Here is a 23,525-nt window from a genome sequence, read left to right as displayed (position 1 = left end):
AAAGCCCCATGACCTTCCGAATCTCTTCCAAGCCCCTCGCTCAGACTGCTCCGCTCGCGGCGCCCACGCCGCCGCTTCCGCCGCCGCCGCCGCCGCGGGTCCAGTCCAACACGGCGGATACCTTCGAGTCGCCCCGCTCCAACTCCGCCAGGCCCACCACCCTCCGGACAGAGGTGCTGGGGGACGGCCAGCGCAACTGCCTGGAGTCCGCGGTGTCCATGGCCCGGCCGGGAGACTCGCTCGTCCTGCTGGATGACCGGCGGGACGGCAGCGGGCATGCGCTGGTGCTGGCGCCGGACGGCTCCGTGAGAGATCCCAACGCGCCGCAGATTCGCTACGAGACGCTGGGCCAGTGGCTGGCGCTCCACCCCGACTACCAACGCGAGGCCACGGTGCCCGCGGACCGGGCCCGCGCCGCGCTCGCGATTCCTCCCGGGCCCGAGCGTGACGCCGCGCTCCGGCAGCTCGGGCTGGGGGCCGCCGCCAACGTGGCGGTGGCCGATGACCCCGAGTGGAAGAACGTCACGACGGGCGGCGGCTTCTTCAACGCCTCGGGTGTCCGCATGGAGGAGGCCCGGGGGAACGAGCCGGTGCAGGTGCTGCGCGAGCTGAGCAACGAGGAGGACGGCGCGCTCGACTCGGAGGCCAACGGCACCTGGTACGAGGTGCGCCGGCAGGATGGGAGCACGGCCTTCGTGTACGAGGGACGGCTCGCGGACATCCAGACCAGCGGCTCGGTGGCGGGGCTGGCCACGCCCGAGCTGGGCGCGGCGGTGACGCCGCTGCTGCCCGCCGAGGGCGGTGGCTTCGTCCAGACGTTCGAGAACGGCTCCATCGCGATTGACGCGGCGGGGAACAAGACCGTCACCGGCGCGGACGGCCAGCCGCGCCCCCAGGTGGAGACCGGCACCGTGTCCAGCCTCGCGGAGGCCAACGAGCACCACGTCACCCAGCGTGGCCGCTACGTCGATGGCGTGCTGACGGGCGATGACTACAACAGCGCTCCCGAGTGGGACGGCTACGACGACTGCGGCCCCGCGTCCGTCGTCATTTCGGCCTCGCTGGTCGGCGAGCTGCCCCCCCCGACGGCCGAGGGCGCGCATGCGGCCATCGAAAATGCGCGGGACCTGGCCGCCGGGGTGGATACCTCTTCCAGCCGCACCACGGACGTGATTCAGCTGGCCACTTCGCTCCGGGGGCTGGGTGCCACCGCGACCGTGCACGCCCCGGCGAGCATGGACGCCATCGACGCGGCGCTGGCCGCGGGCAACCCCGTCATCGCCGGCGGGCATCCGTTCAACTCCGGAGCCTGGGGGGCCTCCACCGCGGACTACCTGGAGGACGGTAAGAAGAACTTCCCGCACTGGGTCGTGGTCTCAGGCACGACGCCCGAGGGGAACTACCTCATCAACGACCCGCTGTCCCCGAACGGGGCCATCGAGGTCACCCGCGAGCAATTGGTGGCCTACCTCGACGAGGGCATGGGCATGATTGAGGTCAGCCCGTCCTCCCTGCCGGCTGCGTCCTGACGGGGCGTCACGGGAAGCGCGCGGGCCTGTCAGGACTCGCTCCGCACCATCAGGTCCACCCGGGCCGTCTGTCCTTCCGCCCCCTCGAAGGTCGTCGGCTCGCCCCGCTGGTTGACGACCTGGATGGAGCCGCGCCCTGGCGATACCCGGATGACGTACGTCCCGTCGGGACGGATGGGTGCGAAGTGCGCCTCCCCCTTCACCTCCACGCGGACGTCGCCGTCCTCCAGTGGTAGCCCGCGCGCATCCTTGACGGTGCCCCGCACCGTCAACCCATGAGGCAGCCGTACCCGCGCCTCCGTGACGCCCTCGGGCACGAGAATCCGTGTCAGTGGCCAGTCCGGGGAGTCCAGCTCGAGCATGACCGGCTCCGCCGGCACGTGGACGAGGTAGAGGCTCCCATCCGGGAGCGTCTCGCCGTGGCAGGCACTCGGATCCCGGTGTGTCGGCGCGCCGGGCCATCTGCACCGGACCGCCACTCCGGCAAGCTCCCAGCCTTCCGGGGTCTCCACGCGCCCTGTGAGCGTCCTGCCCTTGTCGAGCCGGACGGCCCCCAGTTTCCGCGACGCCGGGGCACGCGGATCGAGGGTCAGAAGCCTGGGGGCGAAGCCATCGGCGGAGATGCGCAGCACGACCGCCTCCGCGCCCGGCGGCACCGGCATCGAGAAGCGGCCCTTCGCGTGCCGCTTCTGGGTGCCGTTCACGCTGAACGAGCGAATGGGCCGGCCCCGCGCATCCATCACGCGGCCAGAGACCGGGACGCTCCGCTGCCGCTTCAGCACAAGGCGGAGCGGTGCCGAAGCGGGGACCCGGACCTCGGTGGAGACGGGCTCGTAGCCCTCCTTCCAGGCCACCACCGTCAGCGCTCTTTCAGGAAGGCTGTCGAAGGTAAAGGTGCCGTCGATGCTCCGGCGCATCACCGAGAAGCCCGCCCTCGCTTCTTCCTCGTGGCGGAGTGACAGCCGTACGCCCCGCACGGGACGCCCGCGCGCGTCGACGACACGCCCTCGGAGCGGGTGGGGACTCCGGAAGTCCAGCGCCAGGGCCGGCTCGTCGGCGGAGACCTGGACCCTGCGGGACATGGACCGCTCCTCCGCGCGAGAGCGCAGGCTCGCCGTCACCTGGTAGGTCCCGGGCACGAGGCCCTCGAGCACCGCGCCTCCCGCGGCGTCGGTCTCGACGGTTCGCTCCGAGGGGAAGTTGGCCGGGTCCGCCAGCGGTCCGGAGAAGGACACCGTGGCAGTCGCGGGCGCACCGCGCTTACCCGTGACGGTGGTGGAGACGCGGACGCCCTCCGGGAGCGCCCAGCGGACCTCGGAGGAGGGGACCTCCACGTCTCCGATGAGAGAGGCGTGGGCCCGATGCTCGAGCAGGAAGCTGTACCGGCCTCGCTGGAGACCCCCGATGGCGAAGGTGCCGTCACCTTCCGTCAGGGTGGCGAGCGAGTCATGGCCGGAGAAGGTCCTGGAGAACGACGTCTGCCCGTACCGCTTGAGACGAACCCGGACGCCCTTCACCGGCGCGCCTCGGCTGTCGGTGACCCTGCCGCGCAGCTCCACCGAGCTCTTGAGCACCACGTCCCACTCCCCGGTGGGCGACGCCTCGGTGACTTGCTGGCGAAGGAACCCTGGAGCGCTCACCTGGACCGCGATCGGAGAGAAGCCCGCCACTGCAAGCTCGAACCGTCCGTTGCTGGCGGTGCGGTACTCGCGGGGGTTTCGCAGTCCGTCCACGCCCTGGAGGCCCGCCTCCACCCGGGCTCCGAGCACGGGCAGGCCCGACTCGGCACGCACGACGCCGCGCACGGTCCTGGGCAGGCCCAGCTCCAGCACCACGTAGCGCGGCCCCTCTGCCCCTGGCGCTGCCTGGACTTCTCCCACCTCGGAGCCTCGGGACGCGGTCAGGGTCCACCAGCCGTCGGACAGGCCGCGGAGCACGAAGTGGCCGTGCGCGTCGGTGCGGGTGGTAACGACGCGCCCTCCATGGGTGGCGCGGACCTTCACCGAGGCCACGGGCCCCGTGCTCGCGACAGCGACGCCTTCGATGACGCGGGAGCCGCGCGCGGGCGGTGTGCCCGCATGGGCAACCGTCATGAGCGCCAAGGGGAGAAGCCAGAGCGCACCGCGCGCGAATCGGAGGGCCATCGTTGCTCCGGAAGGATAACCCGAAGCGCGCGGAGCGTGTGGCGCCCCTGCCTGGTGGGTAGGGGCTCCAGCGCGGCGCCTGCTACTGAGAGCGTCCCCGTTGCGTCGGCTCCGCCCCGCCAGCGTCAGTCCTGCGTCAGGGTCCGGAACACGGCTGGCAGCTCCTGGGTCCCCAGTCCCGCGCTGACGGCTCGCTTGTAGTTGTCGAGCAGTTCCTTCGGGAAGCGCGCGCTGATGCGGGCGTCGGTGCTCAGCCGGACGATGTGCTCGATGGCCGCGACGTGGGTGTTGAGGCTGCACTGGTCGCCGGAGAAGTCGTTGCTCTCGACCATGCCCTGCGCGGCGTCGGCGGTGACGGAGATCAAGCCGAGGAAGGAGTTCTTCTGGGCGAAGAAGGCCTTCGGGTCGAGACCTTCCGCCTTGCACATGGCCGCGGCATGGAGGAACGCCAGGGAGCCCCCGTAGTAGGCTTCGAGAATCGCGCAGTCGAGCGTCGCGGCGGAGCCAATCTTCTCGTCGACGTAGGTGGAGTTCTTGGCGATCGCCTGGAGCGTTTCGAGGTGCCGGTCGAAGACCGCTCGCGACCCGGCGTAGAAGACCGTCGCGTAGTCGGTGGCGACGAAGCTCGGGTAGGCGAGTATCGCGGCGTCCAGGTAGTCCACGCCGTGTGCCCGTGCCCACTCCAGCCCCGAGCGAGCGTCCGCCGGTGAGCCGCTGGTGAGCTGGACGAGCGTCTTTCCGGCAAGTGCCGCCGAGACGCCCTTCGCGGACAGCAGCTCGAAGCTGGCGGCATAGTTGGACACGGAGACGACGACGAGCTCCCGGCCCGATACGGCCTCGAGCAGGTTCTCGAACGCGGTGGTGCCACCGCCTACGGCCTTTGCCTTGCTGGGAGTCCGATTCCAGACCGCGACGTCGTGCCCCGCCGCCGCGAAGGCTCGCGCCAGTGCACTGCCCATGAGGCCAGTGCCGATCACCACGAGCTTTGAAGGACTGCTGGGGGCCATCTTCATCTCCGGGAGGTGGATAGTGGGTAGCGACTGTAGCCCATGTGGCTCATGGAGCCGTGAGCCATCCTCTCTGGCGGAGGTGCTCCAGCTCCAGGAAGGAGCGCATCCACGTGGCTCAAATGCGCATCAGGGAGCGAGGTGACGCAGGCTCGGCGTGGGGTCGAAGGGCGTCACGAGCGTCCTGCCATTCCTGTCACAGACGGTCCCCCGTCCCCCATCATCGGCCGGGTCCGGGCCGGGACCGGTGGGGGCTCCCCAGTAGTTGCGGGTCGCGTCGACGGTGTTGCCGGAGTCATTGCCCACGCCACAGTTGGGAACCGCCGGAAAGATGGCTGTCGCCTCGCCCAGGTTGCCGAAGAAGGCGTTCCCGCGGAGCCTGAAGTTCGCGCCCACCTGCACCCAGACCCCCGGCCCCCTGTTGCCGATGGCTTCGTTCTCCTTGAACTCGAACCCCGAGGCGTCCGTGGAGAGGAGCAGGAACCCGATGCCCTTGTTGCCGATGGACCTGTTCTCCACGATTGAGTCATTCAAGCCAAAGATGGCGAAGCCGTAGCCGGTATTGGCGAGGGCGACGTTGTCCTTGATGGTGTTTCCTTCCGCATCAGACCCGCAGTCGAATCCCGTCCCATTGCCGATGGAGAAGTTGTCCCTGGCCGTTTGACGGTTTCCATTGATGCGAAAACCCGTGGCCTGATTCCCCTGGGCAATGTTGTCAATCACACGCACGTCGCGAGCTGCCAGGATATCCAGTCCGAGACCGTCATCGTCGGTCACCATGCGCGCCCCCGTCACGGTGAAGCCCTTCCCATCTCCGCCGAAGATGACGCCGTTCGCGGTGATGTTGACGACATCCAGCACGGCCCCGCTCGCATCGAGCACGGTGGCCTTCGCGCCGTCCGTCGATTCTATCTGGAGGCGCTTGTCGATCAGGATCATGCACCTGCACCCCGTCAACACCTCGGCCGCTTCGTCGCCGGGGTCGCTGAAGTCGCCGTCGGCGTTCAAGTCTCCGTAACGGCCGGGGCCGACGACTATCCGGTCTCCATGACGAGCATTCTCGATGGCTTGACTGATGGACCGGCAGGGCTGGGCTCTCGAGCCACAAGTCCTACTGTCAATTGCGTTGTTGGCGACGAAGAGCGTCCTCTTCCATTCCGCCTGGGGTTCAGCCTTCGCCAGGGGCGGAAACAACATTGCGCCCACCAGGGCCAGTAGCTGGAGTGTCTGTCTGGACATGAGTGCCTCCCGTCCATTGCCTGACATGGCAATGAAATGCCCGTCGAGCGAGCGCGGGAACATGGAGACGCGAGGCTTTCGTGCACAGCTTGCCCCCGGGCAGGGTGTCAGCTTCGCGACGCTGACGTTTTGCCTGCGGGGAAAGACAGACTCCCAGGCCCTCCGCCTGCCCCACACCTCACGCACGCGCCCACGTCCAGCGGGAAGGTCCTGCTCACCAAACGACGCCTCCGAGACGTCGGCGGGATTCGACCCGGGTCGGCGCCTCGCCGGCGCTCCCTGGAAGGCGACGCCCCGGGCTTGGATTATGCGAGGCTCACCGATACAACGCGGAATCGATGATCGCCAACCTCCACAACGCAGACATCCCCAAGCCCGTGCTCGAGGTCATCGCCCGGCTGCGCGAGCTGGGCCATGCCGTGTACCTCGTGGGCGGCTGCGTCCGGGACATGGTGCGCCTCGTGCCCCCCAAGGACTTCGATGTGGCGACCAGCGCGCTGCCCGAGGAAGTCCAACGCGCCTTCCGCAAGGTCATCCCCACCGGCATCCAGCACGGCACCGTCACCGTCGTCCAGGGTGGCACCCACGTGGAGGTGACGACGTTCCGCTCCGAGGGCGACTACCACGACGGGCGCCGGCCCAGCTCCGTCGCCTTCGAGCGCGACATCGTCAAGGACCTGTCCCGCCGCGACTTCACCATCAACGCGATGGCCTACAACCCGGTGGACCGCGAGCTGGTGGACCCCTTCGGCGGGCAATCCGACCTCAAGGCCCAGCTCATCCGCTGTGTGGGGTCGGCCCTGGAGCGCTTCTCCGAGGACGGGCTCCGCCCCCTGCGAGCCGTGCGTTTCGCCGCGGTGCTCGGCTTCTCCCTGGACCCGGCGACGCGTGACGCCATCCCCACCACGCTCTCCGTCTTCCGGAAGGTGGCCTTCGAGCGCATCCATGACGAGCTGGTGAAGCTGCTCCACACCCCCCGTGCCGAGCTGGGACTGGAGCTGCTCGCGGCCACCGGGCTGCTGGATGTCTTCCTGCCCGAGCTGGCGCGCGCGACGCCCGAGGCCGCCCGCCAGGCGCGCGCCGCCGTGCAGGCCTCGCCCGTCGACGTGGAGGTCCGCATGGCCGTGCTGCTCGCGGACCTCGTGGACCGCACCCAGGCCCGTGATATCGGCCTGCGCCTCAAGTTCCCCAACAAGGTCGCCGACCTCGTCGCGATCCTCGTGGAGCACGCGAAACTGGAGGCGCGGGTGGGGGAGTCGGACCCCGCGCTCCGCAGGCTCCTGGCCCGGGTGGGACTGCCGCAGCTCCCGCAGTTGATTGCCGTGGTCCGCGCCCGCGTCCAGGTCCGCGAGCCGGACCGGCTGCCGGAGGTCGAAGCCCTCTTCGCCCGGCTGGAGGCGCTCGCCGCCGCGAAGCCTCCGCTGAGCGCGAAGGAGCTCGCGCTCACGGGAGGCGACATCATGGCCACCCTGGGCGTGGGGCCGTCCCCCATCGTCGGCGAGGCCACCCGCTTCCTCCTGGAGTCCGTGCTGGATGACCCGGGCCTGAACACGGCCGACACGCTGAAGGCCCGGCTGAAGGACTGGCAGGCCCGCTCCGGACGCTGAGCCCGGCCCGCTGCTGATGGGCCTGCGCCGGGCGCTGAGCCCGCTGGCGGTGGGGCAGGGGAGCAGCCTCGTCCGGGTCTACCGACACGTCCGGAGCGGTCCACCCCCGGCTCCGGATGTTCCCCTACGAGGGCGCATGTCGGGAAAGGGGCCGCCCGGGCGTCCTCCCGCGTGCGCCCGGACGTCAGGGCGTGTAGGAAGGAGCACCATGCGAGTCGTCGTAGCCATGAGCGGCGGGGTGGATTCCTCGGCCGCCGCCGCCCTGCTCAAGGAGCAGGGCCATGAGGTCATCGGCATCACCCTGCGCGTCTGGTCCTACGAGGGCAAGGCGAAGTGTGGGAGCTGCTGCAGCCCGGACGACATCGACGACGCGCGGGCCGTGGCCCAGTCGCTGGGGATTCCCTTCTACGTGGCCAACGCGGAGGAGATCTTCCAGGACCGCGTCATCAACCCCTTCGTCCAGTCCTACCTCGGGGGCCGCACGCCCATCCCCTGCGTCGCTTGCAACCGCGACGTGAAGTTCAACTTCCTCCTCAAGCGCGCCCGCGCGCTCGGCGCCCGCCTGGCCACCGGCCACTACGCGCGCGTGGAGGAGGTGGACGGCCGCTACGTCCTGCGCCGCGCCGTCGACACCGCGAAGGACCAGAGCTACTTCCTCTTCACGCTCGGCCAGGATGAGCTGCGCGACCTCCACTTCCCCGTGGGTCACCTGACGAAGGCCGAGGTCCGCGCCGTCGCCGAGCGCCATGGCCTCGTCACCAGCCAGAAGCCCGAGAGCATGGAGATCTGCTTCGTGCCCGACGGTGACTACGCCGGCTTCGTGGAGAAGGTCGCCGGGCCCCAGCCCGCGGGCGAGATTGTCGACACCGAGGGCCAGGTGCTCGGTACGCACCAGGGCATCCACCGCTACACCGTGGGCCAGCGCAAGGGCCTCAACCTGGGCGGCGGCGAGGCGCGCTACGTCCAGCGCCTGGAGCCGGAGTCCCACCGCGTCGTCGTGGGCCCCGCCGAGGGCACTGGCCGGGACAACTTCGGCCTGCTCCAGCCCCACTGGGTGGACGCGCCGCCCCCGCCCGAGCAGGCCGTGGAGGTCCGCATCCGCCACCGCCACGCGGGGGCTCCGGGCCGCGTGCACGTGTCCCCGCATGGGCTCGTCTCCGTGAAGCTGGACGCTCCCGCGCGCGCCGTGACGCCAGGACAGGCCGCGGTGGTCTACCATCAGGACCGTGTGCTCGGCGGTGGTTGGATCGTCTGACCCCGCGTCACCCCGAGGGAGCCGGTCATGGCGCAGCGCCTGGTGGAGTGCCTGCTCGTGGCCGTCGCCCTGGGGTTCGCCTCGGGGTGCAAGGAGCGCTCGGACAAGCCCATCGCCGGACTGCTCGCCGCGGGCGCTCCGGTGATGCGCACCGAGGGCAAGGAGCAGCGCCCCGTCGCCGTCGGGGCCCAGCTCCTCGCGCATGAGCAGCTCACCGCCACCGGGCCCGCGGTGCTCGAGTACTTCGGCGGCGGCCTGCGCTTCCTGGAGGAAGGCGACACGCTGGAGGTCGGCGACGCGGACGAGGCGAAGCTCCACGGCGTCAACCTGCCTTCCCGCCGCTGGGAGGAGGGCGAGGTCCAGGAGGCCCCCCCTCCGCTGCGCATTGTCGCCGCGCGTTACACCCAGGTGCAGGTGACGCCCGCGTCCGCCCAGGCCCAGCAGGGCACCTACAGCAACGCCGAATACCTCGTGGCCTTCTTCACGCCCAACGGCATCCAGAAGCTGGGCTCCGGCTCGGCGCAGGAGGGGCCCCGCCAGCCGCTGCCCCCGCCACCGCTCCGGCCGAAGGTGCCCTTCATCCACGCGGGCGAGCTGGGGGAGGGCGGGCTGGTGGCCACCGTGGAGGACGGCTTCGTGGTGGCGGAGACGGACGACCTCGCCACCGCCGTGCTGCTGGAGGACCGCGAGGTGCCGCTGGGCCGCACTGTGCGCCTGCTGGTTCCAGACGGCGCCGAGGTGGTGCTGCGCTCGGTGACGGGCCGGGAAATCGAGGTGGAGGGCCCAGCGGACCTCAGCTTCCGCTAGCCCCGCGGGGAGGGGTGGTTTGTCCTGGCGGGCCTGCTTTCTGTAGAGTCGCCCGTCCCTCCAGGTTGAGAGGTGTGCGATGACGAGGAGTGAGCTCATCGAGCGCATCGTGGCGCGTGCCCCGCACGTCCCCCGGCGTGAGGTGGAGGCCATCGTCCATGCCGTCTTCGACTGCATGTGTCGGTCCCTGGTGGCCGGCAAGCGCATCGAGCTGCGCGGCTTCGGCGTCTTCTCCGTCCGCACGCGCCGCGCGCGCACGGGCCGCAACCCGAAGACGGGGAAGAGCGTCGCCGTGCCCGAGCGCCGGACGCTGTCCTTCGCCGCCGGCAAGGAGCTGCGCGAGCGACTCAACGCGCCTCCCGCCGAGGAGCCCGCGCCCGTGACGCTCGCCCCTCCCGCCGAGGCGCTCACCTCGCTCGCCGCCGTGCCGCTCGTCCCGCCCGCGGAAGCACCTGGCTCGCTCGCCCCCCCGCCACTGTCCGCGACGTCCGCGTTCGCCACGCCCGCCACGGGTTGACATCGCCAGAGGAACCGCTTCCGTGAATTTGACCCGTTCGGGGGTGGGGCGTACCTTGCCCTCCATGCCGACGCTACAGGCCGCAACACGGAATCGTGTGGCCCGCTGCGTCCGCGCCCGAGGACTTCCAAGCCATGCGTGACGCCCACCGGATGAAGGAGAAGTTCGACGTCTCCCTGGACAACAGGCAGATCGTCAGCCTGCTGATCGCCGGCATCGTCGTCATGGGCGCCGTCTTCGTCCTGGGAGTCGTCGTCGGCAAGAAGCTGGCGGGCAACGCCCAGACGGCCAGCGCTCCGGACCTGCTCTCCGCGCTGGACGCGAATGCGCAGGCGCTCCAGGACGTGCAGAAGGACTCGCCGCTCACCTTCCAGGACGAGCTGACCCGCAAGGCCGCCGCCGAGCCCGTCGCCGCCGCGCCCAAGCCGGCTCCGAAGCCCGCCGCCGCCGCGCCCGCTCCGGCTCAGAAGCCCGTTGCCGCGGCGCCGCTCCCCAAGCTCGCGCCCACCCCGGACCCGGACACGGGCGAATTGCCCCCCGAGGAGCCCGAGGAGGAGGCCGAGACTGTCGTTGCCGCCGAGGCTCCCAGCGCGCCTACCGCGCCCACCGCCGTGGCCCAGAAGCCGGAGCCCGTGAAGCCCGAGCCCGTGAAGCCCGAGCCCGTCAAGGTGGAGCCGGTGGTCAAGGCCGTGCCGGTGTCGGGCAAGGTGGAAGTCGCGGCCGTCCCCACGCGCACCACGAACAAGGAGGGTGGGACGCTGAAGGAGGCCATCGCCCGTGCCGCCCAGCCGCCCGCCCAGGCCGTGAAGGGTGGGGCCTTCACCCTCCAGATCTCCGCCTCCCAGGACCGCCAGGAGGCCGACCGCTTCGCCGCCCGGTTGCGCGACAAGGGCTATGCCCCCTATATCCTGGCCGCCGAGGTGCCCGGAAAGGGCACGTGGTATCGCGTCCGGATGGGCAGCTTCGCCTCCAAGGATACGGCCAGCCGGTATCTGGCAGACTTCAAGCGTGAGACCCAGCTCGACGCCTTCGTGGCCGGCACGAACTAGAGCAGGGCGAGGAAGACGGTAAGCATCATGACGACGACGAGGCGGGTGGAGAAGCCCTGGGGACACGAGCTCATCTGGGCTCACACCGAGCGCTACGTGGGCAAGCTGCTGCACGTGAAGCAGGGCCACAAGCTCAGCCTGCAGTTCCACAACCAGAAGGACGAGACGATCCACGTCCAGAGCGGGAAGCTGCTCTTCGTCGTCGATGAAGGCCAGGGGCTCATCGAGAGGGAGATGAACCCCGGCGAGAGCTACCACATCAAGCCGCTCACCAAGCACCGCATGGTGGCGCTGACCGACTGCAACATCCTCGAGGTCAGCACCCCGGAGCTGGACGACGTGGTGCGGCTGGAGGACTCGTACGGCCGCACCGGCACCAGCAAGCCGTAGCCGCTGACTGTCCCGCGCGGTCCGCGTCCTACTCGCGGGCCGCGTTGTTGGGGTTGCGGGTCCACTTGTCCACGGTGCCGTCCCCGTCCAGGTCCTCGCCGATGCGGTCCACCTGGCCGCCCTCCCAGTACTCCCAGTAGTCCACCTTGCCGTCGGTGTTGGTGTCGCGCTCCTTCCGCACCAGCGTGCCACCCTCGTAGAAGGTGAAGCTGTCCGCGCGGCCGTCGCCGTTGACGTCCCGCTCGCGGCGCGTGTTGACGCCCTTCTCGAAGAAGTAGGTGGCGTCCACCTTGCCGTCGTAGTCCAGGTCCAGCGTCTCGCGCGTCTGATCGCCGTTGGCGTCGAAGTAGCGCGTCAGGTCCACGCGGCCGTCCCAGTTGAGGTCCAGCTCCTGGCGCACCCGGCGGTAGCCGTCCGACTCGGGCGCGCTCTCATCGCGCACGGTGTACGTCCACACGTCCGGTTTCCCGTCGCCGTTGACGTCCTGCTCCGCCACCCGCTCGTCGCCCGAGCGCCCCGGTTGGATGGGCTCCCCCGTCGTCCGGCCCGCCGCGGCCGCCCCTTCAGCCCCCGTGCCACGCTCCGCCGATTTGCCGCCCGCGCAGCCGGCCAGGGCCCCCGCGGCCAGAAAACCCAGGAAGAACAGACGCTTGGACTGTGGCATGGAGGACTCCGGTGGGGCGCTGCGGCGGGGCCTCGCCGCGTGCACGAGAGGCTTTCGCGCGACACGTCACTTCATATATTTTCACATATCGCCATGGCCCGAAAGAAGATCAGCACCACCATCTACATCACTCCGGAGCAGAACGAGCTCCTCAAGGCGCTGAACCAGAAGACGAAGGTTCCCGTGGCCGAGTACATCCGCCAGGGCATCGATCTGGTACTCGAGAAGTACAAGGCTCAGCTCCCCGGTCAGGTGACCTTCGACGAGCTGTGAGAGAGAGGCGTGACGTGAAGAGCTTTCGTGGCAAGCGGGTGGTGGTGCTCGGCGGTGCGGGCTTCGTCGGTTCTCACCTGTGCGAGCGGCTGCTGGACGACGGCGCTGCGTCCGTGGTCGCGGTGGACAACCTCATCACCGGGAGCGAGCAGAACCTGCGCACGCTCACCGGGCGCCAGGGCTTCGAGTACGTGAAGGCGGACATCGTCGAGGGCATCCCCGTGAAGGGCCCCGTCGACTACGTGTTCAACATGGCGTCGCCGGCGTCGCCCATCGACTACGCGGAGCTGCCGCTGGAGACGCTGCGCGTGGGCTCCATCGGCACGGAGAACGGGCTGAAGCTGGCCGAGGCGAACAAGGCCGTCTTCCTCATGGCCTCCACCTCCGAGGTGTACGGCGACCCGCTCGTCCACCCGCAGCGCGAGGACTACTGGGGCAACGTGAATCCCATCGGCCCGCGCTCGGTGTACGACGAGGCCAAGCGCTACGCGGAGGCGATTACCGCCGCCTACGGCCGCAGCCGCGGCGTGCAGGTGCGCATCGTCCGCATCTTCAACACCTACGGTCCGCGCATGCGCCTCAACGACGGTCGCGTGGTGCCGGCCTTCGTGGGCCAGGCGCTCAAGGGAGAGGACTTCACCGTCTTCGGCGACGGCAGCCAGACGCGCTCATTCTGCTACGTGAAGGACCTGGTGGACGGGCTGGTGCGGCTGATGCTCTCGGACGAGACGAGCCCCGTGAATGTCGGCAACCCGCGCGAGATGACCATCCGCCAGTTCGCGGAGGCGGTGCGCGTGGCCGCGGGCGGCGGCGGGAAGATCATCGAGAAGCCCCTGCCCAAGGATGATCCGAAGCAGCGGCAGCCGGACATCACCCGTGCCCGCACGCTGCTGGGCTGGGAGCCGAAGGTGCTCCTGGAAGACGGTCTGAAGGAGACCATTGCCTATTTCCGGGAGGTTGCCGGAGTGAAGCCCACGGCATAGGTTGCCGGCGGCTTGATTCTTGAATCCCTGTAGACACTGCGGCCACACGGATGGGTGGCGGGAGGAAGCGTGAAAGTCCTGGTGACGGGTGGTGCGGGCTTCATCGGCTCGCACGTGTGCGATGAGTTCCTGCGAAGTGGGCATGAGGTCATCGCCCTGGATGACCTGTCCGGTGGCAAGCGGGAGAACCTGGACCCGCGCGTCCGCCTGGCGGTGCATGACATCCGCAGCCGCGAGGCGGCGGAGATCATCAAGGCCGAGAAGCCGCAGGTGCTCTGCCACCTGGCGGCGCAGATGGACGTGCGCCGCAGCGTGGACGACCCGGGTTTCGACGCGGACGTGAACATCCGCGGCATGCTCAACCTCCTGGAGGCTGCGCGCGTCTCCGGGGTGAAGAAGGTCATCTTCAGCTCCACCGGCGGCGCCATCTACGGCGAGCAGGATGTCTTCCCCGCGCCGGAGGGCCACCCGACGCGTCCGGTGTCTCCGTACGGCGTGTCCAAGGCGGCCGGCGAGCTGTACCTCGGCTACTACCGCGCCCAGTACGGCCTGCCGTACGTGGCCCTGCGGTACGCCAACGTCTACGGCCCCCGGCAGAACCCGCATGGCGAGGCCGGTGTGGTGGCCATCTTCAGCCAGCGGCTGATCGCCGGCCAGGGCTGCACCATCTTCGGCGAGGGCAAGCAGACGCGTGACTTCGTCTTCGGCCCGGACGTGGCCCGCGCCAACCGGCTCGCCTTCGAGAAGGACTACGTGGGCGCCATCAACATCGGCACCGGCGTGGAGACGGACATCAACCGCCTCTACGCGCTGCTGGCCGAGGCCGCTGGCTCCACCGCCGCCGTGGCGCACGCGCCGGCGAAGCCCGGTGAGCAGCTGCGCTCCTGCATCGACAACGCCCTGGCGAAGAAGGTGCTCGGCTGGGAGCCCACCGTGGACGTTCGCGAGGGCCTGAGCCGCACCATCGCCTTCTTCCGCGAGAAGGCCGGCTTGCCCTCCCGCGCCCACGGCTGAGGGCAGGGGCCTCGCCCCGGCCTCTGGCTGGGGCGAAGCCATCAGGGTGTGCGGTGCTTCCCGCTCCTCCCTGGCAGGTCGCCCGGCGCGGGTCGGCTTTCCGGAGAGGCCTTGCTCCCTTCCCACGAGCCAGACGGGGGCTGCTCGGTGCGGGGGGCGTGCATTCGCCCGGGCGGGCGCTCATGGTGACTGGGGAACAAACGGGCTCCCCTGGCGGGTTGCTCGTCCAGCGGGCGCTCGCGCGTAGATTTTCGCGCGGTTCGGTGTTACTCACGCCCGCTTCTTCCGACGAGCGCCCCGAAAATGCCGGCTGAAAACGCGCACATCCGCAACTTCTGCATCATCGCCCATATCGACCATGGAAAGTCGACGCTGGCCGACCGTCTCCTCGACAAGACGGGGACGTTGACCAAGCGAGAGGCGCAGGCCCAGTTCCTCGACAACATGGACATCGAGCGGGAACGGGGCATCACCATCAAGGCCCAGTCCGTGCGGATGAACTACACCGCGAAGGACGGCAAGCAGTACGTCCTCAACCTCATCGACACGCCGGGACACGTGGACTTCGCCTACGAGGTGAGCCGCAGCCTGGCCGCGTGCGAAGGCGCGCTCCTGGTGGTGGACGCGTCGCAGGGCGTCGAGGCCCAGACGCTGGCCAACGTCTACATGGCGCTGGACCACGACCTGGAGATCATCCCGGTCATCAACAAGATCGACCTGCCCAGCGCGGACGTGGCGCGCACCCGGTCGGAGATTGAAGACGTCATCGGCATCGATGCGTCCATCGCGGTGCCGGCCTCCGCCAAGGAGGGCATCGGCATCGAGGAGATCCTCGAGTCCGTGGTGGCGCGCGTGCCGCCCCCCAGCGGCTCGCCGGACGCCCCGCTCAAGGCGCTCATCTTCGACTCCTGGTACGACAACTACCGGGGCGTGGTGACGCTGGTGCGCGTGCTGGAAGGCACCCTCAAGCTCAAGCAGAAGATCAAGCTCTTCAGCAACAACAAGGTCTTCGAGGTGCAGGAGCTGGGCGTGTTCAGCCCCTTCTCTCGCCCGGTGCAGCAGCTGATGGCCGGCGAGGTGGGTGTGCTCGTCGCCAACGTGAAGGAGCTGCAGGACGCGAAGGTGGGCGACACCGTCACCGAGGAGGCCCGTCCCACGGAAGCGCCGTTCCCCGGCTTCAAGGAAGTGAAGCCGATGGTGTTCTCCGGCATCTTCCCGGTGGACTCCGCGGAGTACGAGAACCTGCGCGACGCGCTGGCCAAGCTGACGCTGAACGACTCCGCCTTCACGTACGAGCCCGAGTCCTCCACCGCGCTGGGCTTCGGCTTCCGCTGCGGCTACCTGGGCCTGCTGCACATGGAGATCGTCCAGGAGCGCCTGGAGCGCGAGTACAACCTGAACCTCATCACCACCGCGCCCAGCGTGGTGTACCGCATCACCACCGGCAAGGGTGACGTGATGCTGGTGGACAACCCGGCCAAGCTGCCGCCGGTGCAGAACATCGAGAAGTTCGAGGAGCCCCTCCTCACCTGCCACATCCACGTCCCCAACGACCACCTGGGTGCCATCCTCAAGCTGTGCCAGGACCGGCGCGGCGTGCAGAAGGACATCAAGTACCTGGGCAGCAGCGGCCAGCGCGTGCAGGTGACGTACGCGATGCCGCTCGCCGAGGTGGTGTTCGACTTCTTCGACAAGCTGAAGAGCGTGTCGCGCGGTTACGCGAGCCTGGACTACGAGCTGGCCGGGTACATGGAGTCCGACCTGGCCCGGCTGGACATCCTCATCAACGGGGACCCGGTGGACGCGCTGAGCGTCATCGTGCACCGCGAGCGCGCCTACCTGCGCGGCCGCGAGGTGTGCCAGAAGCTGAAGGAGGTCATCCCGAAGCAGATGTACGAGGTGGCCATCCAGGCGGCGATTGGCGCGAAGATCATCTCGCGGGAAACCATCTCCGCCATGCGCAAGAACGTGCTCGCCAAGTGCTACGGCGGTGACATCAGCCGCAAGCGCAAGCTCCTGGAGAAGCAGAAGGAGGGCAAGAAGCGCATGAAGCAGGTGGGCACGGTGGAGATCCCGCAGGAAGCCTTCCTCGCGGTCCTCAAATCGGAGCAGTAGCGCATGAACGCGGCCACTCCCTCCGCAACCCCGACGCCTCCCGTGAAGCTCGCCGCGGCCATGGCCGCGCGCCGCTCGCCGGAGCAGCTGCGCGCCCGCCGCCTGCTGGTGTGGCGCGAGCTGCTCACCAGCCTGTGGGCGCCGCTGTGCATCATCGGCCTGGCGTTCGTCCCCTACACCATCCTCATTGAGTTCGCGCCTGCCGCGGCCGCCTGGGCCCAGCCGCTCATGAAGGGGCTGGGGCTGCTGATGGTGGCCTGCTTCGTCGTGCTCCTGGTGTGGCGCAACGCGTCCCCCAAGGAGAAGGCGCTGCGCGGGCTGCGCCACGAGGCCAGCGAGCTCATCGCCGAGAACGAGCGCATCCTCCAGAAGCCGCACGTGCGGGAGAAGCTGGGCGCGCAGGTGCCCGAGCGCATCACCGAGCAGGCGCTGCGCGTGGAGACGGCGTCCATCGACGGCAACGCCGACAGGATGCGCGAGGAGCTCAAGGGGCTGGAGGAGCTGACCGCGAAGCACCTGGGCCCGTTCCGCAAGCAGTCCGCCATGGACTTCGTGGGCGGCTTCGGCAAGGCGCTGCTCATCGCCCTGGTCATCCGCACCTTCATCGTGGAGCCGTACCGGATTCCGTCCGGCTCCATGCTCCCCACGCTGCAGATTGGCGACCAGGTCTTCGTCAACAAGTTCATCTACGGGGTGCGCGTCCCGTTCGCCAACGTGGTGCCGTTCGTCATCGTCCGGAAGCCGGAGCGCGGAGACGTCATCGTCTTCAACAACCCGGTGGACGAGTCCAAGGACTACATCAAGCGCGTGGTGGGGCTGCCCGGTGACACCGTGGAGGTGCTCGACGGCGTCATCCACATCAACGGCAAGCCGCAGACGCGCAAGGTCATCTCCACCGACTACGTCGTCCACAACATCACCGACGACGGCCGCTGGTACGACCAGTCCGAGGCGCTGTTCGAGGAGGACCTGTCCGGGGTGACGCACGCGGCGCTGCAGACGCTGGCCCACATGCCCGCTCGCGAGGGCCCCTACGAGGTCCCCCCGGGGCACGTCTTCGTCATGGGCGACAACCGGGACAACAGCGCGGACAGCCGCCATGGCCTGGGCGTCACCGGCCGGGGCAAGGCGGAGTACGTGCCGTACGGCCACATCAAGGGCAAGGCCATGGTGGTGTGGCTGTCGCTGGGCTACGAGGGCCTGCTGCACGGCCTCTTCGGCGGCACCGGCCTGCGGGTGGACCGCTTCTTCGAGCCGGTCCGCTGAAGCACACCCCCGGAAGCGACCGGCCTGCCGGTCCGCTGACGCACACCCGGAAGTCAGGCGACCCGGCGTTCCACGCACGGTGCTTGACGCGCCGTGCGGCGCGGGGTACGCGGCGCCCCCGGCCATGAGACACCTCCTTGGAATCGAAGGCTGGCGCCGGGACGAGCTGGAAGCCCTGCTCGACAGAGCCCAGGCGCACCTGCCCGGCAGACCGGACGCCACGAACATCCTGCGTGGCAAGGTGGTGGCGAACCTCTTCTTCGAGGACTCCACCCGGACGCGCACCTCGTTCCACATGGCCGCCAAGGGCCTGGGCGCGAGCGTGATGAACTGGACCCAGACGGGCTCCTCCGTCTCCAAGGGCGAGACGCTGCTGGACACCGCGCGCAACATCGAGGCGACGGGGCCGACGGTCATCGTCATGCGGCACAGGTCCTCGGGCGCGCCGCACCTGGTGGCGAAGCACGTGCGCTGCGCCATCATCAACGCCGGTGACGGCACCCACGAGCACCCCTCGCAGGCACTGCTGGACGCCTTCACGCTGCGTCAGCGGTGGGGCTCGCTGGACGGGCGCACGGTGCTCATCCTCGGCGACATCATGCACAGTCGCGTGGCGCGCTCGAACCTGCTCTGCCTCCGGGCGCTGGGTGCACGCGTCGTGCTCTGCGGCCCGCCCACGCTGATGCCGCCAGGGCTGGAGGCGATGGGCGCGGAGGTGACACACAGCCTGGACTCGGCGCTGCCGCAGGCGGACGCAGTCATGTGCCTGCGCCTGCAACTGGAGCGGATGAGCGAGAACTTCCTGCCGTCCACGCGTGAGTACTCGCGCCTGTTCGGCCTCAACGCGGCCCGCGAGGAGCGGATGAAGGAGGGCGCGGTGGTGATGCACCCGGGCCCCATCAACCGCGGCGTGGAGATTGCTCCGTCGGTGGCGGACGGCGCCCGCAGCGTCATCCTGGAGCAGGTGTCCAACGGCGTGGCCGTGCGGCGGGCCATCCTGGAGGTATGCGCGTCATGAGCTCCACGGTGCTCTTCCGGCGGGGCCGCGTCATCGACCCGCGCAACGGTGTGGACGGCGTGCGCGACGTGCTGGTGCGCGACGGCAAGGTGGTGGAGGTCTCCGAGGCTCCGCTGCCAGTGCCCGCCAGCGCCGAGGTGGTCGACGCCAACGGCAAGTGGGTGGTGCCGGGCTTCATCGACCTGCACGTGCACCTGCGCGAGCCGGGCGAGGAGGGGAAGGAGACCGTCCTCACGGGCTGCCGCGCCGCGGTGGCGGGCGGCTTCACCGCCGTGGTGGCCATGCCCAACACCAAGGTCGTCAACGACAACGGCATGGTGACGGAGCTGGTGCTGTCCCGCGCCCGCGCGGCGAACCTCTGCCACGTGTACCCCGCCGGGGCCATTACCAAGGGCCTCAAGGGCGAGGAGATGGCGGAGATGGGCGAGCTGGTGTCCGCCGGCTGCGTGGCCATCACCGACGACGGGCGCCCCGTCATGAACGCGGCGCTGATGCGGCGCGCGCTCCAGTACTCCACCCAGTTCGGCGTCCCCATCATGGTCCACGAGGAGGACCTGACGCTGTCCGCCGGCGGCGCCATGCACGAGGGTGCCACGTCCACCCGACTGGGCCTGCGCGGCATCCCCGCCTCGGCGGAGGTGGCCATGGTGGCGCGCGACTTGGTGCTGCTGGAGGAGACGGGCGCCCGGCTGCACCTGGCCCACGTGTCCTGCGAGGGCAGCGTGCGCCTCATCCGCGAGGCGAAGCGCCGCGGCCTGCGCGTCACGTCGGAGGTGACGCCGCACCACCTCATCCTGGATGACCGGGCGGTGGGGGACTACGACACCCACGCGAAGATGGCGCCCCCGCTGCGCTCGGACCGGGATGTCCAGGCCCTGCGCGAGGCGATTGCCGACGGCACGGTGGAGGCCATCGCCACGGACCACGCGCCGCATGGCGTGCTGGACAAGCTGGTGGAGTTCGAGAAGGGCATCAACGGCATCGTCGGGCTGGAGACGGCCCTGGGGCTGACGCTGGAGCTGGTCCACGCGGGCGTGCTCACCGCGACGCGGGCGGTGGAGCTGCTGACGCACGGGCCGGCCCAGGCGTTCAGCCTGCCGGGCGGTCACCTGGCCCCCGGGGCCCCGGCGGACGTCACGGTGGTGGACCCCACGGAGGAGTGGACGGTGGACGCCCACCGGTTCTATTCCCGCAGCCGGAATACCCCCTTCCACGGGCGCAAGCAGAAGGGACGCGTGGTGCAGACGTGGGTCGGCGGTCGCAAGGTGTTCGAGAACGGCCAGGTTGGCCCGGGCAAGGAGTCGCGGTGATGACGAAGAAGGCAGTGCTCGCGCTGGCGGATGGCACCACCTTCGAGGGCCGGGCCTTTGGCGCGGTCGGCGAGATGGTGGGCGAGGTGGTCTTCAACACGACCATGTACGGCTACCAGGAGGTCCTCACGGACCCTTCGTACGTCGGGCAGATCGTCACCATGGCGTACCCGGAGATGGGCAATGTCGGCGCCAACCCGGAGGACGAAGAGGGCTCCAAGGTCCACGCGGTGGGCATGGTGGTCCGCGCGCTGACGGAGCAGCCGTCCAACTGGCGCGCGAAGGAGTCCCTGGACGCGTACCTCAAGCGCAACGGCGTCGCCGGCATCGAGGGCCTGGACACCCGCCGCCTCGTGCGCCACCTGCGCACGCACGGCGCGCAGATGGGCGTCATCTCCAGCGAGGGGCTGTCCCCCGCCGCCCTGGTGGAGCGCGCGAAGACGGCGCGCGGCATGGAGGGGCTGGACCTGGCCACCGGCGTGTCCACGAAGGCGCCGTACACCTTCACCACGCCGTCGCCGGACGTGTTCACCGGCGTGGGTGAGAAGCAGCCCGAGGCGAAGCTCCACTTCGACGTGGTGGCGTACGACTACGGCCTGAAGAAGTCGATGCTCCACTTCCTGGTGGACCAGGGCTGCCGGGTGACGGTGGTGCCCTCCACCACCACGGCGGACGAGGTGCTGGCGCGCAAGCCGCACGGCGTCTTCCTGGCCAACGGCCCCGGGGACCCGGCCGCCGTGAAGGGCGCGGACCGCACCGTGGCGGCGCTGCTGGGCAAGGTGCCGGTGTTCGGTATCTGCCTCGGCCACCAGATCATGGCCCTGGCCCTGGGCGGCCGGACGTACAAGATGAAGTTCGGCCACCGCGGCGGAAACCAGCCCGTGAAGGATTTGACGACGGGCAAGGTGGAGATCACCGCACAGAATCACGGCTTCGCCGTGGACGACGCCAGCCTCAAGGGCCTGGCCGTCGTCACGCACATCAACCTGAATGATGGCACGGTGGAGGGCCTGGCCGTCCCGGACGCTCGGGCCTTCAGCGTGCAGTACCACCCCGAGGCCTCGCCCGGCCCGCATGACGCGCGCTATCTCTTCGGCCGGTTCGCGAAGCTGATGGCGGAGTAGGATGGCAGACCGCCCTATGGACTCGCCGCTGTCACCGCTTTCGTATCAGCCGTATCTGGATCAGCTCATCGCCTTCGGCAGCGCGGAGCCTCGCAAGGAGGACCTCCTCGCCGCCAAGGCGGACTACTTCCGCCTGACGGGAGAGGTGTTCGAGGACGACAAGCTCTTCGAGTTGAGGATGGCGTCCTTCCTCGACTACTACCTCTATGACCGCGTCTCTCCGCTCACCGGCAAGACGCCGGCCGCGGAGCTGTACGAGCAGCGCCTGGCCAACGCTCCGCCCGAGGAGGCCAACGCCTTCCGCAGCTTCACGGAGACGGTCCACGGCCTCTTCGAGGTCCGCAAGCTGGGCAAGGGCGAGGTCCGCCTGCGCGAGCTGTACTCCGGCAAGGACTTCGACGTGACGGAGCGCCGCCACATCGCCGGCCTGGAGACGGGGGACATCATCGAGGCCCGCCTCCTCCCCTTCGGCGGGCACCTGCTGTTCTCCTCCGCCTTCTGCTACCACCCGCGCGTGGCCGTGAAGCCCATCAAGGCCGAGGTGAAGCGCCGCAAGAAGAAGGAGCCGGCACGCACCCCCAACGAGCTCGTCTGGGAGTGTGCCCGCCGCGCCCTCAACGTGGAGCGCTACCGCCAGCTCCCCGTGGAGAAGATCTACGACTTCGAGCAGAAGGTGCTCTGAGTCTCCCTGCCCCGGCCCGCGTCGACTCGCGGGCCCGGGGAAGGGCAGGGCGCCCGCCGCTCAGACCCGGTGGATGCTCATGAGGTTGGTGTTGCCAGGCACGTTGAGCGGGACGCCGGCCACCACCACCACGAGCGTGCCTGTCTTGCAGAGGCCCTCATCGCGGCACAGCTTGCGCACCTGCTTGAGCATGCCGTCCGTGGACGTCACCCGGCCCACCTGGTGCCCCGTCACGCCCCAGTAGAGCGCCATCCGGTTCACCGTGTCCGCGCTCGGCGTGAGGGCGATGATGCGCGCGTTGGGCCGGAACTCGGAGATGAGGCGCGCGGTGTGCCCGCTCTCCGTGTAGGCCACAATCGTGTCGACGTTGAGCTGCGTGGCCGCCGCCACCGCCGCCGCCGCCACGCCCGTCCCCATGTCCTCCGAGCGCTCGAAGGGCGAGTGGTGCTGGTGCCGCACCACGCCCCGCTCCGTCTCCTCGACGATGCGCGCCATGGTGGCCGCGGCCTCGATGGGGTAGCGCCCCGCCGCCGTCTCGCCTGACAGCATCACCGCGTCCGCCCCGTCGAGGATGGCGTTGGCCACGTCCGACACCTCGGCGCGGGTGGGGCGCGGGTTGCTCACCATGCTCTCCAGCATCTCCGTGGCGACGATGACCAGGCCGCCCCGGCGGTTCACCTCGCGCACCATGCGCTTCTGGATGGCGGGGAGCTGCTCGAGCGGCATCTCCACCCCCAGGTCGCCGCGCGCCACCATGATGCCGTCCGCCGCCTCGGCGATGGACTCCAGCGCGTCCACGGCCTGGGGCTTTTCAATCTTCGCGATGAGGGGCGTCTTGTTCTTCTTCACCAGCTCGCGCGCCTTGTGGATGTCGGCCGCGGAGCGCACGAAGGACAGCGCCACGTAGTCCACGCCGACCTCCTGCCCGAAGGCCAGGTCGTCGATGTCCTTGCGGGTAATCGTGGGCACGGACATGGGCGAGCCCGGCAGGTTCAGCCCCTTCTTGTCCTTCAGCAGCCCGCCGACCTCCACGCGGCAGGTGACATCCGGCCCCTGCACCTTCATCACCCGCAGCCGCACCCGGCCGTCGTCCAGGAGGATGTCGTCCCCGCGCACCACGTCCTTCACCAGCGACTTGATGGGCGTGGGGATGACCGAGCCCTGGCCCAGCACCGCGCGCGTCGTCACCGTCACCGTCTGACCGGGCTTCACGGTGAGCTGCCCGCCGTCGAACCTACCCAGGCGGATCTTCGGCCCCTGGACGTCCTGGAGGATGGCCACCGGCGTGCCCAGGCGCTTCGCCACCTTGCGGATGATGGCCACCCGCTGGCGGTGCTCCTCGTGCGTACCGTGGGAGAAGTTCAGCCGCGCCACGTTCATGCCGGCGCGGATGAGGCCCTCGATGACTTCCGGTGTGTCCGACGCGGGCCCGAGGGTGCAGATGATCTTCGCCTTGCGCATATGCGCGGGCATCCTAGGCGTCCGGGAGGGCGGCTTGACAGTCTCTCGCTCACGGGACAATCCTTCCGCCT

General features: G+C 69.6%; 21 protein-coding genes. 16 read left to right on the top strand and 5 right to left on the bottom strand.

Annotated elements, in window-relative coordinates; translation table 11 throughout:
* Window positions 1–8: 8 nt before the first annotated feature.
* Window positions 9–1,529: a cysteine peptidase family C39 domain-containing protein gene (locus G4D85_RS42895; RefSeq protein WP_164020068.1), complete on the top strand. Its 1,521-nt coding sequence runs from the start codon at window positions 9–11 to the stop codon at window positions 1,527–1,529.
* A 29-nt stretch (window positions 1,530–1,558) separates the two neighbouring features.
* Here G4D85_RS42895 and G4D85_RS42890 read toward each other — a convergent pair whose 3' ends face one another.
* From G4D85_RS42890 to G4D85_RS42880, 3 genes are all read right to left on the bottom strand, one after another.
* A complete protein-coding gene (locus G4D85_RS42890; RefSeq protein ID WP_164020067.1) occupies window positions 1,559–3,622 on the bottom strand; it encodes an MSCRAMM family protein in 2,064 nt (687 codons plus the stop codon).
* A 176-nt stretch (window positions 3,623–3,798) separates the two neighbouring features.
* On the bottom strand, window positions 3,799–4,680 hold the full coding sequence (locus G4D85_RS42885; RefSeq protein ID WP_164020097.1) for an NAD(P)-dependent oxidoreductase: 882 nt from the start codon (window positions 4,678–4,680) through the stop codon (window positions 3,799–3,801).
* Window positions 4,681–4,809: 129 nt separating this feature from the next.
* Complete coding sequence (locus tag G4D85_RS42880) at window positions 4,810–5,919, bottom strand: right-handed parallel beta-helix repeat-containing protein (protein ID WP_164020066.1); 1,110 nt, start codon at window positions 5,917–5,919, stop codon at window positions 4,810–4,812.
* 338 nt (window positions 5,920–6,257) lie between these two features.
* Between G4D85_RS42880 and G4D85_RS42875 the strand changes: the two genes are divergently transcribed.
* From G4D85_RS42875 to G4D85_RS42850, 6 genes are all read left to right on the top strand, one after another.
* Window positions 6,258–7,526, top strand: coding sequence for a CCA tRNA nucleotidyltransferase (locus G4D85_RS42875; protein WP_164020065.1), 1,269 nt, complete (start codon window positions 6,258–6,260; stop codon window positions 7,524–7,526).
* Window positions 7,527–7,734: 208 nt separating this feature from the next.
* On the top strand, window positions 7,735–8,781 hold the full coding sequence (gene mnmA / locus G4D85_RS42870; RefSeq protein WP_164020064.1) for a tRNA 2-thiouridine(34) synthase MnmA: 1,047 nt from the start codon (window positions 7,735–7,737) through the stop codon (window positions 8,779–8,781).
* A gap of 27 nt (window positions 8,782–8,808) precedes the next feature.
* On the top strand, window positions 8,809–9,588 hold the full coding sequence (locus G4D85_RS42865) for a hypothetical protein (RefSeq protein WP_164020063.1): 780 nt from the start codon (window positions 8,809–8,811) through the stop codon (window positions 9,586–9,588).
* Window positions 9,589–9,667: 79 nt separating this feature from the next.
* A complete protein-coding gene (locus G4D85_RS42860; protein WP_164020062.1) occupies window positions 9,668–10,105 on the top strand; it encodes an integration host factor subunit beta in 438 nt (145 codons plus the stop codon).
* Between the two features lie 134 nt (window positions 10,106–10,239).
* Window positions 10,240–11,154 (top strand): SPOR domain-containing protein, encoded by a 915-nt coding sequence (locus G4D85_RS42855; protein WP_164020061.1) that lies wholly within the window; start codon window positions 10,240–10,242, stop codon window positions 11,152–11,154.
* 27 nt (window positions 11,155–11,181) lie between these two features.
* Entirely contained in the window at window positions 11,182–11,544 is a 363-nt protein-coding gene (locus tag G4D85_RS42850; RefSeq protein ID WP_164020060.1) for a cupin domain-containing protein, read from the top strand.
* Between the two features lie 28 nt (window positions 11,545–11,572).
* On the opposite strand, the gene G4D85_RS42845 is transcribed toward G4D85_RS42850, so the two are convergent.
* Window positions 11,573–12,208, bottom strand: coding sequence for a hypothetical protein (locus G4D85_RS42845; RefSeq protein WP_164020059.1), 636 nt, complete (start codon window positions 12,206–12,208; stop codon window positions 11,573–11,575).
* A 93-nt stretch (window positions 12,209–12,301) separates the two neighbouring features.
* Here G4D85_RS42845 and G4D85_RS42840 point away from each other — a divergent pair, with 93 nt between their 5' ends.
* From G4D85_RS42840 to G4D85_RS42800, 9 genes are all read left to right on the top strand, one after another.
* Entirely contained in the window at window positions 12,302–12,481 is a 180-nt protein-coding gene (locus G4D85_RS42840) for a ribbon-helix-helix domain-containing protein (RefSeq protein WP_164020058.1), read from the top strand.
* A gap of 14 nt (window positions 12,482–12,495) precedes the next feature.
* On the top strand, window positions 12,496–13,464 hold the full coding sequence (locus tag G4D85_RS42835; protein WP_164020057.1) for a UDP-glucuronic acid decarboxylase family protein: 969 nt from the start codon (window positions 12,496–12,498) through the stop codon (window positions 13,462–13,464).
* Window positions 13,465–13,533: 69 nt separating this feature from the next.
* Window positions 13,534–14,478 carry an NAD-dependent epimerase/dehydratase family protein gene (locus G4D85_RS42830; protein ID WP_164020056.1) on the top strand — a complete coding sequence of 315 codons (945 nt, stop codon included), beginning with the start codon at window positions 13,534–13,536 and terminating at the stop codon, window positions 14,476–14,478.
* A gap of 303 nt (window positions 14,479–14,781) precedes the next feature.
* Complete coding sequence (lepA, locus tag G4D85_RS42825) at window positions 14,782–16,593, top strand: translation elongation factor 4 (RefSeq protein WP_164020055.1); 1,812 nt, start codon at window positions 14,782–14,784, stop codon at window positions 16,591–16,593.
* Window positions 16,594–16,596: 3 nt separating this feature from the next.
* On the top strand, window positions 16,597–17,859 hold the full coding sequence (gene lepB / locus G4D85_RS42820; RefSeq protein ID WP_164020054.1) for a signal peptidase I: 1,263 nt from the start codon (window positions 16,597–16,599) through the stop codon (window positions 17,857–17,859).
* Window positions 17,860–17,983: 124 nt separating this feature from the next.
* Window positions 17,984–18,877 (top strand): aspartate carbamoyltransferase catalytic subunit, encoded by an 894-nt coding sequence (locus G4D85_RS42815; protein WP_164020053.1) that lies wholly within the window; start codon window positions 17,984–17,986, stop codon window positions 18,875–18,877.
* Complete coding sequence (locus G4D85_RS42810) at window positions 18,874–20,187, top strand: dihydroorotase (RefSeq protein WP_164020052.1); 1,314 nt, start codon at window positions 18,874–18,876, stop codon at window positions 20,185–20,187. Before G4D85_RS42815 ends, G4D85_RS42810 begins: the two co-directional genes overlap by 4 nt.
* Entirely contained in the window at window positions 20,187–21,311 is a 1,125-nt protein-coding gene (carA, locus tag G4D85_RS42805) for a glutamine-hydrolyzing carbamoyl-phosphate synthase small subunit (RefSeq protein ID WP_164020051.1), read from the top strand. Before G4D85_RS42810 ends, carA begins: the two co-directional genes overlap by 1 nt.
* Before the next feature lie 16 nt (window positions 21,312–21,327).
* Window positions 21,328–21,993 carry a DUF7986 domain-containing protein gene (locus G4D85_RS42800; RefSeq protein WP_164020096.1) on the top strand — a complete coding sequence of 222 codons (666 nt, stop codon included), beginning with the start codon at window positions 21,328–21,330 and terminating at the stop codon, window positions 21,991–21,993.
* A gap of 60 nt (window positions 21,994–22,053) precedes the next feature.
* On the opposite strand, the gene pyk is transcribed toward G4D85_RS42800, so the two are convergent.
* The gene (pyk, locus tag G4D85_RS42795; RefSeq protein WP_164020050.1) at window positions 22,054–23,454 is read right to left on the bottom strand and encodes a pyruvate kinase; all 1,401 of its coding nucleotides are present in this window, start codon (window positions 23,452–23,454) and stop codon (window positions 22,054–22,056) included.
* Between the last annotated feature and the right edge of the window lie 71 nt (window positions 23,455–23,525).

The organism is Pyxidicoccus trucidator, assembly GCF_010894435.1.
Taxonomy (GTDB): domain Bacteria; phylum Myxococcota; class Myxococcia; order Myxococcales; family Myxococcaceae; genus Myxococcus; species Myxococcus trucidator.
The sequence above is the reverse complement of the archived record's forward strand: the minus strand, read 5'-3'. Positions and strand labels throughout refer to the sequence as shown.

Bases quoted from the DNA above. Each gene is read 5' to 3' on its own strand.
- G4D85_RS42895 (WP_164020068.1), top strand. From the start codon at position 9: ATGACCTTCCGAATCTCTTCCAAGCCCCTCGCTCAGACTGCTCCGCTC.
- G4D85_RS42890 (WP_164020067.1), bottom strand. From the start codon at position 3,622: ATGACGGTTGCCCATGCGGGCACACCGCCCGCGCGCGGCTCCCGCGTC.
- G4D85_RS42885 (WP_164020097.1), bottom strand. From the start codon at position 4,680: ATGGCCCCCAGCAGTCCTTCAAAGCTCGTGGTGATCGGCACTGGCCTC.
- G4D85_RS42880 (WP_164020066.1), bottom strand. From the start codon at position 5,919: ATGTCCAGACAGACACTCCAGCTACTGGCCCTGGTGGGCGCAATGTTG.
- G4D85_RS42875 (WP_164020065.1), top strand. From the start codon at position 6,258: ATGATCGCCAACCTCCACAACGCAGACATCCCCAAGCCCGTGCTCGAG.
- mnmA (WP_164020064.1), top strand. From the start codon at position 7,735: ATGCGAGTCGTCGTAGCCATGAGCGGCGGGGTGGATTCCTCGGCCGCC.
- G4D85_RS42865 (WP_164020063.1), top strand. From the start codon at position 8,809: ATGGCGCAGCGCCTGGTGGAGTGCCTGCTCGTGGCCGTCGCCCTGGGG.
- G4D85_RS42860 (WP_164020062.1), top strand. From the start codon at position 9,668: ATGACGAGGAGTGAGCTCATCGAGCGCATCGTGGCGCGTGCCCCGCAC.
- G4D85_RS42855 (WP_164020061.1), top strand. From the start codon at position 10,240: ATGCGTGACGCCCACCGGATGAAGGAGAAGTTCGACGTCTCCCTGGAC.
- G4D85_RS42850 (WP_164020060.1), top strand. From the start codon at position 11,182: ATGACGACGACGAGGCGGGTGGAGAAGCCCTGGGGACACGAGCTCATC.
- G4D85_RS42845 (WP_164020059.1), bottom strand. From the start codon at position 12,208: ATGCCACAGTCCAAGCGTCTGTTCTTCCTGGGTTTTCTGGCCGCGGGG.
- G4D85_RS42840 (WP_164020058.1), top strand. From the start codon at position 12,302: ATGGCCCGAAAGAAGATCAGCACCACCATCTACATCACTCCGGAGCAG.
- lepA (WP_164020055.1), top strand. From the start codon at position 14,782: ATGCCGGCTGAAAACGCGCACATCCGCAACTTCTGCATCATCGCCCAT.
- lepB (WP_164020054.1), top strand. From the start codon at position 16,597: ATGAACGCGGCCACTCCCTCCGCAACCCCGACGCCTCCCGTGAAGCTC.
- G4D85_RS42815 (WP_164020053.1), top strand. From the start codon at position 17,984: ATGAGACACCTCCTTGGAATCGAAGGCTGGCGCCGGGACGAGCTGGAA.
- G4D85_RS42810 (WP_164020052.1), top strand. From the start codon at position 18,874: ATGAGCTCCACGGTGCTCTTCCGGCGGGGCCGCGTCATCGACCCGCGC.
- carA (WP_164020051.1), top strand. From the start codon at position 20,187: ATGACGAAGAAGGCAGTGCTCGCGCTGGCGGATGGCACCACCTTCGAG.
- G4D85_RS42800 (WP_164020096.1), top strand. From the start codon at position 21,328: ATGGACTCGCCGCTGTCACCGCTTTCGTATCAGCCGTATCTGGATCAG.
- pyk (WP_164020050.1), bottom strand. From the start codon at position 23,454: ATGCGCAAGGCGAAGATCATCTGCACCCTCGGGCCCGCGTCGGACACA.